The following is a 15,287-nucleotide window of genomic DNA, read 5'->3' on the forward strand; positions in this document are numbered from 1 at the left end:
AATGAAATATATCAGTACCCGTGGTCAGATAGCACCAATGGATTTTAGTGATGTGCTTTTGATGGGTCTTGCCCCAGACGGTGGTTTGATGTTGCCTGAGCATTATCCAAGCATCGGTAGCGCAACGCTTGATGAATGGCGTACGCTCAGCTATCCACAGCTTGCGATGGCGATTATGCAGCGTTTTGCGACAGATATTCCTGTGGCTGATTTGCAAGATATCATTGAGCGTACTTACACTGCTGATGTGTTTGGCTCTGACGAGATTGTTCCTGTCCGCAAGCTCGAAGACAATTTATATATTCTAGGATTATCAAACGGTCCGACATTGGCATTTAAAGATGTTGCCATGCAGTTTTTGGGCAATGCCTTTGAATATGTGCTTAAGAAAAAAGACGCACGTATTACGATCATTGGTGCGACCAGTGGTGACACCGGTAGTGCAGCAGAGTATGCATTGCGCGGCAAAGAAAATATCGAAGTCTTTATGCTATCTCCACATGGCAAAATGAGTGAATTTCAGCGTGCGCAGATGTATAGTTTGACCGATGCTAATATTCATAATATCGCTATTGATGGTATGTTTGATGATTGTCAGGACATCGTTAAAGCGCTACAGCAAGATGCTGAGTTTAAAGCCGCTTATAACCTAGGCACGGTAAACTCTATCAACTGGGGTCGTATCCTAGCGCAGATTGTTTACTATTTTAAAGCTTACTTTGCGGTCACGACGAGCAACGATGAAAAAGTCAGCTTTAGCGTACCATCAGGTAACTTCGGTAATATTTGTGCTGGTCACATCGCTCGCGAAATGGGACTGCCAATTGACCGTTTGATTGTCGCAACCAATGAAAACGACGTGTTGAATGACTTCTTTAATCAAGGCGCTTATCAGCCGCGACCGACCGAAAAAACTTATGTTACCTCTAGTCCATCGATGGATATTTCAAAAGCCTCTAACTTTGAGCGTTTTGTTTATTTACTATTAGAAAAAGACAGTGCGCGCGTTCATGAGTTATTTGACGGCGTAAAATCAGGTCGAGGCTTTGACTTATCTGAGTTGATGGAATCAGTTAATACGCGCTATGGTTTTGCTGCTGGTAAATCTACTCACAACGATCGCTTGCAGACTATCAAAGCGCTCTATGAACAGCATAGTGAATTGGTTGATCCACATACTGCAGACGGCATTAAAGTCGCTAAAGAGCTACAGCTGGATGGCGAAATTATCGTTTGTGCAGAGACGGCATTACCCGTTAAATTTGCAGATACTATCGTTGAGGCTATCGGTCACATAGATATCGCTCGTCCAGCGCATACTGAAGGTTTAGAAGATTTACCGCAGCACGTAGTGGTACTGGAAAACAAGGCTGAACTGGTTGCTGAACAAATCCGCCAACATGTCGCACCGAATCCTGCTTAGGTAATTACGGTCTTTAGTCTTATCTTTAAGTAAGAAAAGTATCCGTGTAAAAGTTACACCATTGTAATAAAGTGTTTATGATTGTGTTATGGTAGATATAATTGTAATATTAGAAACAGCGTCAGCAAGTCATCATCGTGCTAGGCGCTTTTTTAGGAATTATTCTAGCCAATTACACTGAACAGTTACCCTATAATCGACATGAGAATTTTACTGATAAGTTGCTGACATAATTAAACTTTTATTAATTTTAGAGGTTTTTTGCAGTGATAAGTTAAGTACAGCTCTTTGTGTCGAACACAGTGGTATATATTGTGGATATAACGATGAAGATGAGCTTAAAAAAGATAGCAAAAGCACTGTTAATTACGACGTTTAGTAGTGCCATGTTGATGAGCACGGCTCAAGCTAACAATCCGCCGCCAACTATCAAAGCTGATGCGCCCAATCGTTATATCGTCAAAAAAGGCGATACTTTATGGGACATCTCAGGTCGCTATCTAGATAGCCCATGGCGCTGGAAAGAAATTTGGGCAACCAATAAGCAAATCAAAAATCCAAACCTTATCTACCCCAATGACGTTCTTATCCTTTGTGTGATTCAAGGTAAAACGCTGATTGGCGTTGATACTGGTGAAGGTTGTGCCGGCGTTGAAAAGCAGCTTACTGGAAATGTAAGTACGAGCACGGTCGCGATTACCTCGACGGCCAATAGTATTCCTCCTATTCCGTGGTCAGCTATTCAGCATTGGCTTGATAAAACGCTTATCGTAAATCCCCAAGACTTTAATACCACGCCTTATATTTTAGCTTCTAAAAACCGTAACTTAATTACTGCGCGCGGTGATAAAGTTTATGCTAAAGGCGTACCGCTTATCGTAGGCCAGCGTTACGGCGTCTACCGTGAGGGTGAGCTATATGTAGATCCTAAAACGCAAGAAGTGATAGGCTTAGAAGTTACGCAGGTAGCGACGGGTCTCGTTACTTCTACAGAAAGTAATGGTGTGACTAGCTTGCAGCTTATCGATAGCTATGGCAAAGAAGTGCGTGAAGGGGATCGCGTCTTTGTAGAGTTAGACAACGCTATTCCTCCTGTTTTTTATCCAACGCCTGCAAGTGTCAGTCGCGGCGGTATGATCGTGCGTGTCATGGACTCTATCAGCTCGGCTGCGAAGGGTAGTGTGGTCGCCATTAACTTGGGTAGCTTGCAAGGTGCTAAGCCAGGTGATGTGCTGACGGTTTATCAAAAAGGGCCTTTGGTACGTGATACTAAGGACAATGACACACCAGTCCGTCTACCAAACGAGCCTAGCGGTATGGTGATGGTTTTTAATACCTTTGACCACATCAGCTATGCTTATGTACTTGATTCTGAGCTGCCACTTAATATTGGCGATCAGTTATTACCACCTCCTTATTTATAAATAGCTATAAGGTTTTATTAAGCAATATATTAAACTAAATACTAATCTAAGCTTGCCTATACGAGACAGATGACAATGACGGCAGTCACCTCTTCTTTATCCGACGATCAGCGCGCTATCTTAGCGCTGTGGTACGAGGTGAATGCGTCTTTATCTGCTTATCACAAATTGATCACTTCTTTTGGTTATCCGCAGCTTGCTTGGCAAGCCAAAGTAGAGGCATGGAAGCAGCTAGGTATTCATCATACCCATCTCAAACGTCATGAACAGCCAGAGCAAACACTCGACAATATCGATAAGATTCAGCAAGCATTGATAGATGGGCATTATGGTTTACTATTCGCTGATGACGCCGATTATCCTGCCCAACTCTCACAAATCTACGACCCGCCGCCATTATTATTTTATCGTGGGAATAGCGCACGCCTGCATCAAGCACAAATCGCTATAGTAGGTAGCCGCAAACCCACCGCGCATGCGCAAAAAATCACGTTTGATATGGCGCAGTACTTAGCGCAAGCAGGTTATATCGTTACTAGCGGTCTGGCTATGGGTGTAGATAAACGCGCACATTTAGGTGCATTAGCGCAGGCAGACCCTGACTATCAGGGACGGACGGTTGGTGTAATGGGTACGGGGATCGATGTGAACTATCCTAATCATCGGGATCAATTATTTACTCAAATTGTTGAGCAAGGTGGCTGCATCATCAGTGAGCTATTACCACACACTCAGCCGCATAAACATACTTTTCCGCGTCGCAATCGTTTGGTGGCTGGGCTGAGTCTTGCGACCATCGTGACGGAAGCGACAATCAAGAGCGGCTCTCTTATCACAGCACGTCTCACGTCTGAGCAAGGTAAACAGGTCTTTGCTATTCCTAGTCATATTGATAACAGTAATGCAGAGGGTTGCCATCATTTAATACGTGAAGGTGCGACCTTGGTTTATCATCCTCAGCAAGTACTAGAGGACGTCAATGGTCAGCTTGATTACAATAAGGGCGCTTATAGAACAGCGAACGCTACTAATTTCAATAGTAATCACTCGAATATCACTCAGACTTCCGATGCGTTTGAGATAGAGAAAAAATCAATCAAATCTACTAGCCAGCAACCATCCTCTGAGATAAAGCCTGCGCGTAGCACAGTCGTTGTGCCTGAGCATTTAGCTGCAATCTATGAGCAGCTTGACTGGCATGGGCAAGATTTAGATGCGCTTATTAGTGCAACCAAGCTTGCACCGCCGCAGTTGATTGGACAGCTAATGGAGCTTGAGTTAATGGGTCTTATCAGCGAACAAGGTGGACGATATTTGCGCGTTTAAAGTAACGTAAATATTCCTTATTGGACACTGGCATAGATAGCACTTAATTATAGACTCTCCTAGACAATATCTTTCTTGTGGTATTATTAGAATTTACTTCTATGAACCATTTAAGTCATGAGCGAACCTACACCTCTTATTACTAATTCTGCCATCCAAGCTGCTAAGTGGCTAAAAGACGGACAACTGCTCGCGTATCCTACAGAAAGCGTTTGGGGTATTGGTTGCGACCCTTATGACCAAGCAGCTGTTCAGCGTATTTTGGATATCAAACAACGTCCACAAGCCAAAGGCATGATAGTCGTCACTGATAGTGTCTCTCGCTTAGCACCTTTGCTAGCCTCTTTAGATGATGTTCAGCGCCAGCAAGTTATTGATAGCTGGCAGACAGACGATAGCAGAGATGAACAGCACAATCGTCAAGCACATACTTGGTTATTACCGATTCCTCAGCCGCTTGCGAGCACTATACCTACTTGGATTACCGGTCAGCATCAGACTATTGCTGTTCGCGTCATCTCGCACCCTACAGTTCGCCAGCTTTGCCAGCAGATGGTCGGTGAGCAGAATCCATTTGGTCTATTGGTTTCTACAAGCTGCAACCCATCAGGTCAAATACCTGCTAGCACTTTTGAAGCCGCCTATGCTTATTTTGATGAGCAAATTGGTTACTTGCAGGGCGATACATTGGGTTATACCTTACCTAGCCAAATTCGTGACGCAAAGACAGGTTTCGTCGTTCGATAGCGCTCTCTATAAAAACTCTTAAACTTCTCAGATGCGATTGCTTGCAATGCAAAGTGATGGGTGTCGCTGTACCTTATTTACTTCAGCATTCATAGATTAACCATTTGCTAGCTTGCCTATTTGCTCACCTTCCTTTACCAAAAGCATGTAAAAGTCGTTTTGATAAAAACTGCAAAAAAGCAGACGATGGTTATAACGGTCTGGTTTTTATTGAACGATAAGTACTTCAACAATAAGCAACTTAACGATAAGTCATAGTGGCGATATTTGAAGCATATAGGGAGTAGGGTATGAATATTTTGATCAGTGGCGGTTCAGGGTTTTTGGGAAGTGCTTTTAGTCGAGAGCTAATAGCACGGTCTCGCGCGCAAAATAAAGACGTAACGATTACTTGGCTAACTCGTAATAGCGGTCAACCACATCCCGATGATATCAATATGATGACTTATGACGAGCTTGCGATGTCTGATATGAGCTTTGATGTCATACTGAATTTAGCAGGTGCGGGGATTGCCGACTCTCGTTGGAGCGATGAGCGCAAAGAACAGTTAATGGCGAGCCGTATCAAACCTACTCAGTCGATACTGGGTTTTATCGCACGTGCTAGCACAAAGCCTAAGTTACTGGTGAGCGGATCAGCAATCGGTTGGTATGGTACGCAAGGCGATAAGCCACTGACTGAAAACAGCGATTATGAGACAGATTTTGCTCATACACTATGTGATGAATGGGAGCAATTAGCGCTTAAAGCGACCGAACACGATGTTCCTGTGGCTATCGTCAGAACAGGTGTGGTTATTCATCCTGAGGGCGGAATGGTGGCTAAACTGTTGCTACCATTCAAATTTGGTGTCGGTGGACAGTTGGGTGATGGACAACAAATCATGAGCTGGATTAGCCGTGAAGATTGGGTTAGTGCGGTCATCTTTATTATCGAGCAGCAACTTAAACTTACTAAAGAATCAGACGTTAATCACATTGAAAGCTTAGCCCAAGATAATACACCTATTAGTGACAGCACTATAAAGACTGCAAGCGGTACCGCAAATGATACAAATGCAGTCGTATATAACCTTACTGCTCCGAATCCTGTGACCAATCACACTTTTACCAAAGCACTTGGCTCATGGCTACATCGCCCCACGTTTTTTACTTTACCAGAGTTTTTGCTCAAGCTAATGTTTGGTGAAATGTCGACCTTACTTATCGATGGTCAAAAGGTGCTTCCACAAGCGCTATCGGATGCAGGTTATTCGTTCAAACACTCGACACTCCAGCAAGCATTAGAAAACCAAAAATAGTTATATAGCAGTTGTTTCATGTGAAACATCACAAAATATCTTCTGATAATTGCTTATCTAACTATATCCATGTCTGAGGGCAGTCCATGCGTTACGCATTCTTCTTTACCATCTTTTTGCTATTACAGTTGTTTGGCTTAGGTACAATATTGAGCATACAGTGGTGGCTCCAGCCTTGGATAACGCCAACATTACAGATAATGATATGGGCCAGTGTATTTATTATTACTAATGGCCTATTAGTATTGAGCGTAAAAAGAGCATTTGCTAACAGTTATCGTTGGATTAGTGGGTGGATGTTAATCATGCACTTTATGATACTGACGGCGTTGGCAGTGAGTCTACTCTACGGAGGGTATCTGCTGGTAGTTGCTTTATCCGGCAGTACGTTGCACCAATCGAATGAGATGGCTATAGGGCTAAGAGTACTAGCACTATTCCTATTTATCGGACTATTTATTTATTCGTTATATAGTGCCTATGCCCCTGTTATACGCAAGCTGTCTATTAAGATAGATAAACCTTTAACCAAGCCGCTACGCATTGCAGTCGCTAGTGACTTGCACATAGGGCGATTATTTGGTGTAAAAGCCATAGATAGGTTGCAACAACTTATGATTCGCTCTGGTGCAGATATGCTGCTGATGCCAGGGGATATTATGGATGATAATACAGATGCCTTTAATGAATATCATATGGAGCGAAACTTAGCAGAATTGTGCCGTAGTCTGCCACGTGGTGTCTATGCGACATTGGGTAATCATGATTTGTATGGTCATGAGCGACCTATTAGCGAAGCGCTGCAAAATGCAGGTATACAACTGTTGAACGATGAGGTGCTCTGTATCGAGCACGAGGGTCAACCAGTATGGTTAGTTGGACGTTTTGATAATCACAAACGTCAACGTGTAGCGACTACCGACCTGCTTGCGCAAGTAGATACGTCGCAGCCAGTGATATTGCTAGATCATAGACCGAGTGATATAGACAATCACAGTCAATTACCTATAGACTTACAAGTCTCGGGACATACTCACAACGGTCAAGTATTCCCCGCTAATTTCATCGTAAATGCTATTAATCGAGTAGGTTATGGCTATGAGCAGATTGGTAAAGGACACTTCGTCGTGTCCTCTGGTTATGGTTTTTGGGGCATTCCCTTTCGATTGGGATCGCGCTCAGAAATTTGGTTAATTACGTTATCTGGCAATACCAATTAATCAGTTATACAAATCATTAATTAGGTGGCAAATGGTCTATGCCGCTAATTGGGATTGTGTACTGATGATCTCACGTACAAAGCTGCTAAAGCCATGAATAATATTGTTTGTCTCTTGTCCAAGACCTTGATGAACACTCATAAAGTGAATAAAGCCATGCGGTGCACCAAGCACAGTATAGGTCTCTACAGCAACGCCGTAACCTTTCAGCTGCTTTGCATAAGCAAACGCCTCATCACGTAATACGTCGAGCTCAGAAGCTACAATATAAGTTGGGCAAACTTTACTATTATCACCCAGCATAGGTGAATTCAGTATATGCAAGCGAGGCAGTGGGCTATTTTCCAAACAAGCAGCATCAAATACTGCTACATCAGCATGATCTAATAGTAGACCCTCACCATATAGCTCCCAACTTGGATAGTCTGTTTCAATATCAGTAACTGGATACAAAGGCATCTGCGCTAGAGGTTCGGGTAGTTTTTCTAATAGATTAAACATTTTCTGTCCCTCTATCCCTAGGTCTGCCCATGCACTTTTGCTTGGTGCGGTCAGCTGCTGCGCAATTAAAGTTGATAGACCACCGCCTGCGCTATCACCAGCCAAGACGATACGAGAGGGTAATGCGCCCAATGTTTGACAGTGTTCAACCAACCAATCGTACGCAGTAATACAGTCTTTTAATGCTGCTGGAGCAGGACATTCAGGCGCTAAGCGATAATCGACACTAACCACAGACCAGCCAGTCTGCTCACATACCGCATGACAGAACTCATGATGTGTATCGACATCACCAATGCAGAACCCGCCACCATGAAAAAACAGCATGACTGTTTCATCAGGATTATGGATACGTTTTCTTCTAAAACCAGATTTTTTGCCGCCTGCTTTATAGCAACGGACAGTCATGTCGCCATCATCAGCATTGGCAATCGTTTCATCTTTCCAACTAACAGGTGAATCATTTTTTTTAGTGAAGGGCTTTATATTGCTTAGCATAGTAGTACTGGCTTGCTGCCATACTCTAGGTGATTGCATGGCTACTGCATCAGCAGTAAATCTCTCACGCAATTCCGGCATCGGGGTTAGTTCTAACGGTGTTTTAAGGTAACTATTTACTGCAAGGATGAGACGCAGATGAGCGTTTGCATGCAAATATTGTTTTGAATTAGGACCTTTTAGGTAACCAATCACCCCTTCTAAAATAGGGTCTGGTAAGTAGCCGAGACTTTTCATTGCGTAATGCAATGTATGCGGCTGATAGTTTGCCACAGGGTTATAAGCGAGTATTTTCTCTTTAACGCTCAAACGTTTTTCTAATGAGTCATACGCTTTCGCATCTTGATTTGATGATTCTTTTGACACTGGATTTTCTTTTGACGCTAAGTGCAATGTCATCAATGCTTTATTAAGCAAAGTATTGATAGATAAATTTTTTGAATTAGACATAACAGCTCTCATAAATGATTTTTAGCGTGCATTTGAGTGTGGGCGATAATATTTATAGCAATGATAAAATAGACAGCAGAGTAATAGCGTATCGTTTGGTAATAGCTTGATTAATAAGCGTAAAGCAATGGGAATAAATAGCGGTTTTTTGTTCTTTTTGTGAGTAAATATTGAGATTTATTGACATGGAACAAAAATGTTTGACGCATCGTATTAATGACACTTCACGAATATTTGTCATAAATGGTAAAAATTCCTTTGCTCTAGGCTTGAAATTTGTCCTTATCACCTTTATCAAGCAGCTATTGAAGCGTATTAAAAAAACAATGATTCAGAAACATCGAGCATTTAATAATGGCATAGTAGGACCAGTAATTATTCGGTCTACTGTGCCGTCTCTTAATCTTCATTATTGAAATTCCAAGGAGCTATCATGAGCGAGCAAAACCCGAACCACGAAAATCTTGACCAAAATGTGGCACATGAGAATATTGATCACAATGACAGTATCTTAGAAGAAACCATGAAAGAGTTTGATCCACAGAATAATTCAGGTGAAGAAACGACTATCGAAAACGAAATCAACCTTGATACTTTCAAAGCGCGTATTGCTGAGCTAGAAGGCGAAGTAAAACAAGCCAAAGAAGGTACTGCACGTGCTAATGCTGAAGCTTATAATGCGCAAAAACGCATGGAGCAAGAAGCGGATAAGAGCAAAAAATTTGCACTACAGAAATTTGCTAAAGAATTGTTAGACATCGTTGACAACTTAGAGCGCGCTATCGAAAATGCCGATGCCAATGATCCAGTCGCTGAGGGTGTGCAATTAACGCACAAAGCATTGGTTGCAGTATTGACCAAAAACGGCGTAGAAGTGGTCGATCCACAAGGCGAAAAATTCAACGCTGACTTCCATGAAGCAGTGGGTATTGACCCAGAAGCAGCGGCAGATACAGTTGGTACGGTCTTACAAAAAGGCTATAGCCTAAACGGTCGTCTATTGCGTCCGGCCATGGTTCGTGTTGGTCAGTAATATTTTTAGGGCTAAACCCTACTAATATGAAGGCTTTTCACAAAAAATGACATGAAACATAGTTTTTGCGTGATTATTGCCTTGAAAAATACGACGGGTAAACCGATATATAGCAACAAGTGACCGACTACGGTCTGGATAAATAAGTATTTATAGTTAAAAACAAATTAGGAGCAATTGATTATGGGTAAAGTAATTGGTATTGATTTAGGTACTACTAACTCGTGTGTAGCAGTAATGGAAGGTGACAAAGTTAAAGTCATCGAAAATGCTGAAGGTACGCGTACAACACCATCGATCGTCGCCTATAAAGATGACGAAACGCTTGTTGGTCAGTCAGCTAAGCGTCAAGCAGTAACTAATCCAAGCAACACTTTGTTTGCGATTAAGCGTTTGATCGGTCGTCGTTTTGATGACAAAGTCGTGCAAAAAGATATCGGCATGGTTCCTTACAAAATCGCTAAAGCAGACAACGGCGATGCGTGGGTAGAAATCAACGGTAAAAAGCTTGCGCCACCACAGGTTTCTGCTGAAATCTTGAAAAAAATGAAAAAAACAGCAGAAGACTATCTTGGTGAAAGCGTGACTGAAGCAGTTGTAACTGTACCTGCTTACTTCAATGACTCACAGCGTCAAGCAACTAAAGATGCGGGCAAAATCGCTGGTCTTGATGTAAAACGTATCATCAATGAGCCAACCGCTGCTGCACTTGCTTATGGTATGGACAAGAAGCAGGGCGATAGCACTGTTGCTGTATATGACTTGGGCGGTGGTACTTTCGATATCTCAATCATCGAAATCGCAGACGTAGACGGCGAACAACAGTTCGAAGTACTAGCGACCAATGGTGATACTTTCCTAGGTGGTGAAGACTTTGACTCAGCATTGATTGACTTCTTAGTGGCTGAATTCAAAAAAGAGCAAGACGTGAACCTAAAAGGTGACTCTCTTGCGATGCAGCGTCTAAAAGAAGCAGCTGAAAAAGCGAAGATTGAGCTATCAAGTGCACAAAGCACTGAAGTAAACTTGCCATACATCACTGCTGATAGCAGCGGTCCTAAGCATTTGGTTGTAACTATCAGCCGCTCTAAACTAGAGAGCCTAACTGAAGAATTAGTACAACGTACAATGGGTCCTTGTAAGACTGCACTTGAAGATGCTGGCCTAAAAATTGGCGACATCAACGATGTAATCTTGGTCGGTGGTCAGACTCGTATGCCACTAGTACAACAAAAAGTACAAGATTTCTTCGGTCAAGAACCACGTAAAGACGTGAACCCTGATGAAGCAGTTGCAGCTGGTGCAGCGATTCAAGGTGCCGTATTGTCTGGTGACAAAACTGACGTATTGCTACTTGATGTAACGCCATTGACCCTAGGTATCGAAACGATGGGCGGTGTTATGACGCCAGTTATCGAGAAAAACACCATGATTCCTACTAAGAAATCACAGGTATTCTCAACGGCTGAAGACAATCAGCCAGCTGTAACGATTCAGGTATATCAAGGTGAGCGTAAAATCGCTAACCAAAACAAAATGCTTGGTCGTTTTGACTTGACGGATATTCCACCAGCACCACGTGGCCTACCGCAAATCGAAGTGTCTTTTGACATCAATGCTGATGGTATCATGAACATCTCTGCAACCGATAAAGGTACTGGTAAAGCACAAAGTATCCAAATCAAAGCGGATTCTGGTTTGTCGGACGAAGAAGTCGAACAAATGGTTCGCGACGCAGAAGCCAATGCTGCTGAAGATGAGAAGTTCGCTAATTTAGCGCAAGTTCGTAACGAAGCAGATGGTCGTATTCATGCCGTACAAAAAGCGCTAAAAGAAGCAGAAGATAAAGTCACTGATGAAGAAAAATCAACAGTAGAATCTGCTATCACTGAGCTTGAAGCCGCAGCGAAAGAAGATGATCATGACGAAATCAAAGCCAAGCTTGAAGCATTAGACAATGCATTCTTGCCAATTAGCCAAAAAATCTACGCTGATAGCGGCGCTGGTGCAGAAGGTATGGATCCAAGCCAATTCCAACAAGGTGCTGACGATGCTGGTAGCAACAAAGCTGATGACGACGTTGTTGATGCTGAGTTCACTGAAGTAGACGAAGACAAAAAATAATACCAAATCCAAAAACGCGATTAGCTGCGTCAAACTCGCTTAGTCTATTCAATGTAGTACTTACGCTCGTTTTTCTTGCTACTCAAGTTTTTGAAAATGGTATAGTCGATGCAAATCGATAAGTAGTTAAATTAAAAAACGCATCCTTCGGGGTGCGTTTTTTTATGGCTGCCATTTTTAACTATTGTCGTGCCTACTTGCCATCATTCCTGCTAGCTATTATTTTTCTTAATAAAATGCATACTTATGGTTTAAACGCGCTTACTATGAACACTTCATAGGTTAAATTAACCACGAGCTGTCCTATGTCATTCTTTTCTGAGAATTGCTGCCAATAGTCTGACTCAAATTGCTGTAGACGGGATTTTGTCCATATAAAGGTTTGAGTATCGTCTGATTTAACCTGAGTTTGATTAGTCGATACGCCGGTGAGTTTCATATGCTTTAAGATAGCGTAGGGGGTAGAAAATGGTAACTCAAAGCGTTGAATTGAGAGTTCGATACTCTTAAAGCCAGCACTATCTAATGCCAATTGCCATTCATCAATATCTGGATAGTAAAGTCCTTGGCCCGTGAGAGTTTTGATTTGCAAAAAGTTATTTGGCGTAAAAGTACTAAAGACCAGTTGTCCTCCATATTGTAGACGCTGCGCTGATTGCGTGACGAAACTCAACGGATTATCAAACCATTGCACGGCATTGGCACTAACTATCAAGCTATGATTTTCTGCTAAATTTATCGTTTCAGCATCACCAATAATGATTTCAGCAGTTGGCAATATTGATTGCAATGTAGCAGTCTGCTCAGTACATAACTCATTAATGACCCAGTGCTCGCTCTGTATATGCTCAGCGAGCAGTCGTGTCATTTGACCTGTACCTGCACCGACTTCTAATACACTGCTTTGTTTGGTTTGAGCAATATTGGCGATTAAGTGCTGACAGACCTGCTGCTGAATACTGGCATGTTGGTCATAGTCGCTTGCATTGGCAAAGTGGCGAGCGATGGTTTGTTTTCTAACACTGAGGTCGTCAGCTGTGTCGAATGTTGTCATAGGCTTCATTATATCCAAGTGCGCCAGTTATCTATCAATAGTAGAAATAAAGTTTGTGTCAAACGATAAGGTTACAACTGCTGTATTAGTCGCTCGCAGTCTTCGTTAGTCAGTTTGGCATTCATAACTAAACGAATGCGAGCAGTGTTTGCAGGCACAGTAGGTGGCCTGATAGGCAGCGCGTAAAATCCAGCGGCTTGTAACTGTTGTGCTTTGGCAAGGGTACTCGCATTATCGCCTAATATATAAGGAACGATAGGAGACTGATAATCTATATCTTCTACAGTTGGCGATACACGGTGCCGTGGGTCAATGGCTTGACTAAGCGTGGTAGATAGCTGTGCTAGATGCGCACGTTGGTCAGTTAAGGTCGGCATTTTTGCTAAGATAAATCTTGTCCATGCATGGTTTATCGGAGGGAGTGCGGTACTAAAAATCAGTGGGCGCATGGCATTGATCAGCCATTGTTTGACGACCTCATCACACATTATATAAGCACCAACTGAAGCAAATGCTTTACCAAAGGTACCCACCAAGTAGTCAATATCCGCCAAGGTATGCGTTTCTTCCGCCAATCCTAGACCTGTATCGCCAAGCACTCCAACAGCATGTGCTTCATCGACATACAGCTCAATACGAGCATCTTTGGATTTTAATTGTACTAGTTGAGGCAAGTCAGCACGGTCACCATCCATACTAAATATACTCTCGGTGACAATAATGATGCGTTCAACCGTCTCGTCTGCTTGTTCAATAAACTTGGCCAAATGTTCGTAATCGTTATGACGGTAACGACGATAGGTGACAAGTTTACTTTGGCTCAAGCGCATCCCATCGATAATGCTGGCATGTACTAGTTTGTCAGCCAAAATGAGTGTCTTGACTGGCATAGCTGTCAATGCTGGCAAGATACCTAGGTTGGCGTGATAGCCACTGTTCAACACCAGCACCGACTTTGAATTGGTTAAACTCTGTTTCTCTATGGCACTGTGATACCAGTTTTGCAGTTCTTCTTCTAGAGCTTCTAACTGTATATCGTTGCCTGTCAGTAGGCGTGAGGAAGTGGCACTCATTTTAGGAGTGTGCGTAGTAGATAGCTGTCCCACTTGAGCTAGAAATTCAGCTTGCAGCTCAGTGTCACCGCCTAAACCCAAATAATCATTACTCGCAATATTAAGTAAAGCCTTACCATCGCTAATCACATGTCGCCCGTCATGCTTTAGGTTTGGTAATTGACGATACTGCTGCTTTGCTTTCAAGTCTGCAAGTGTGCTTTGCAAACGCTCAGTGATAGAATTTTGCATTTTTTCTCTCTAATTATTGTTGTATCAGCCATGTTTGGCTGATTTGTCTAGCAAGAAAACTGTGAAATGAGTACAGATTATTGCATAAACTAGGTGGATGTAACAAAAGGTTTCATATCTAAGCCTTTGTAACCCACACACTGATAAACGCTTTCAATTCTTAACTCTCATACCATTAAACACTGACAGAGTGTCTGAAATAGTTTGTTACTATGTATTCATCGTTAGCAGACAAGGCGATAGGGCCACAAGGCCAATATAAATAACTTGTTTGTCCAAATTTCTTTCAAGGAGCTAATAATGAAAACTCTACAAAAAACAATACTTGCACTAGCAACTGGTTCTTTACTTTCTGTAGGTGCACAAGCTGCTGTTAACTATGGCAACGGCTATACAGGTCAGCCATATGTTGCTGCTAAAGTTGGTCAGTTCGATCTAGATGTTGATGGCGCTGATGACCCAACTGCATACGGTGTAACTGCTGGTTATAACTTTGATCCTAACTTCGGTATCGAAGCGGAATACGTAGGTTCAGATGATGCTGACTATAGAGGCGGCGACATCGATGCTAAGACATACGGCGCTTATGGTACTTACCGTTATGCATTCCCAAATAGTGGCTTATACGCAAAAGGTAAGCTAGGTGTTGCAAAAACTGAAGTAGAAGCTAACAATACTAACTTTGCTGGCGCTTCTGATTTCTCAGACGACGATACTAACATCGCTGGTGGTGTAGGTCTTGGTTACGCAGTAAACTCTGACTTCAGCGTTGAAGCTGAATATGACATGCTAGGTAGCGATGCAGACCTTATGACTGTTGGCGCACAGCTAAAATTCTAATTATTTAGAAAATAAGCTTTTAGCTAAACAGCTATAATAAAG

At 42.5% G+C, this 15,287-nt stretch carries 12 protein-coding genes; 9 read left to right on the top strand and 3 right to left on the bottom strand.

Annotated elements, in window-relative coordinates; all coding sequences use genetic code 11:
• The first annotated feature begins 1 nt into the window (after window position 1).
• The 6 genes from thrC (at window position 2) to ACTXGF_RS13920 (ending at window position 7,441) form a co-directional block, all read left to right on the top strand.
• Entirely contained in the window at window positions 2-1,423 is a 1,422-nt protein-coding gene (gene thrC, locus ACTXGF_RS13895; RefSeq protein WP_443533021.1) for a threonine synthase, read from the top strand.
• Between the two features lie 326 nt (window positions 1,424-1,749).
• The gene (locus ACTXGF_RS13900) at window positions 1,750-2,847 is read left to right on the top strand and encodes a LysM peptidoglycan-binding domain-containing protein (protein WP_416383470.1); all 1,098 of its coding nucleotides are present in this window, start codon (window positions 1,750-1,752) and stop codon (window positions 2,845-2,847) included.
• Window positions 2,848-2,922: 75 nt separating this feature from the next.
• Window positions 2,923-4,173 carry a DNA-processing protein DprA gene (dprA, locus tag ACTXGF_RS13905; RefSeq protein WP_443533595.1) on the top strand — a complete coding sequence of 417 codons (1,251 nt, stop codon included), beginning with the start codon at window positions 2,923-2,925 and terminating at the stop codon, window positions 4,171-4,173.
• 117 nt (window positions 4,174-4,290) lie between these two features.
• Window positions 4,291-4,920 (top strand): L-threonylcarbamoyladenylate synthase, encoded by a 630-nt coding sequence (locus tag ACTXGF_RS13910; protein WP_443533019.1) that lies wholly within the window; start codon window positions 4,291-4,293, stop codon window positions 4,918-4,920.
• A 290-nt stretch (window positions 4,921-5,210) separates the two neighbouring features.
• Window positions 5,211-6,221, top strand: coding sequence for a TIGR01777 family oxidoreductase (locus tag ACTXGF_RS13915; protein ID WP_443533017.1), 1,011 nt, complete (start codon window positions 5,211-5,213; stop codon window positions 6,219-6,221).
• An 86-nt stretch (window positions 6,222-6,307) separates the two neighbouring features.
• Window positions 6,308-7,441, top strand: coding sequence for a metallophosphoesterase (locus tag ACTXGF_RS13920; RefSeq protein ID WP_443533015.1), 1,134 nt, complete (start codon window positions 6,308-6,310; stop codon window positions 7,439-7,441).
• 36 nt (window positions 7,442-7,477) lie between these two features.
• On the opposite strand, the gene ACTXGF_RS13925 is transcribed toward ACTXGF_RS13920, so the two are convergent.
• Window positions 7,478-8,890 (bottom strand): alpha/beta hydrolase, encoded by a 1,413-nt coding sequence (locus ACTXGF_RS13925; RefSeq protein WP_443533014.1) that lies wholly within the window; start codon window positions 8,888-8,890, stop codon window positions 7,478-7,480.
• A 433-nt stretch (window positions 8,891-9,323) separates the two neighbouring features.
• Between ACTXGF_RS13925 and grpE the strand changes: the two genes are divergently transcribed.
• Window positions 9,324-9,923: a nucleotide exchange factor GrpE gene (gene grpE / locus ACTXGF_RS13930; protein WP_057762215.1), complete on the top strand. Its 600-nt coding sequence runs from the start codon at window positions 9,324-9,326 to the stop codon at window positions 9,921-9,923.
• 183 nt (window positions 9,924-10,106) lie between these two features.
• The gene (gene dnaK, locus ACTXGF_RS13935; protein ID WP_057762214.1) at window positions 10,107-12,047 is read left to right on the top strand and encodes a molecular chaperone DnaK; all 1,941 of its coding nucleotides are present in this window, start codon (window positions 10,107-10,109) and stop codon (window positions 12,045-12,047) included.
• Window positions 12,048-12,291: 244 nt separating this feature from the next.
• On the opposite strand, the gene ACTXGF_RS13940 is transcribed toward dnaK, so the two are convergent.
• On the bottom strand, window positions 12,292-13,101 hold the full coding sequence (locus ACTXGF_RS13940; RefSeq protein WP_443533011.1) for a methyltransferase domain-containing protein: 810 nt from the start codon (window positions 13,099-13,101) through the stop codon (window positions 12,292-12,294).
• 71 nt (window positions 13,102-13,172) lie between these two features.
• On the bottom strand, window positions 13,173-14,405 hold the full coding sequence (locus ACTXGF_RS13945) for an 8-amino-7-oxononanoate synthase (protein ID WP_443533009.1): 1,233 nt from the start codon (window positions 14,403-14,405) through the stop codon (window positions 13,173-13,175).
• 300 nt (window positions 14,406-14,705) lie between these two features.
• Here ACTXGF_RS13945 and ACTXGF_RS13950 point away from each other — a divergent pair, with 300 nt between their 5' ends.
• Window positions 14,706-15,245, top strand: a complete 540-nt coding sequence (locus tag ACTXGF_RS13950; RefSeq protein WP_201547565.1) for a porin family protein — start codon at window positions 14,706-14,708, stop codon at window positions 15,243-15,245.
• Window positions 15,246-15,287 lie beyond the last annotated feature (42 nt).

Origin of the sequence: Psychrobacter sp. 1Y6, assembly GCF_052258385.2 — a bacterium.
Lineage (GTDB): Bacteria > Pseudomonadota > Gammaproteobacteria > Pseudomonadales > Moraxellaceae > Psychrobacter.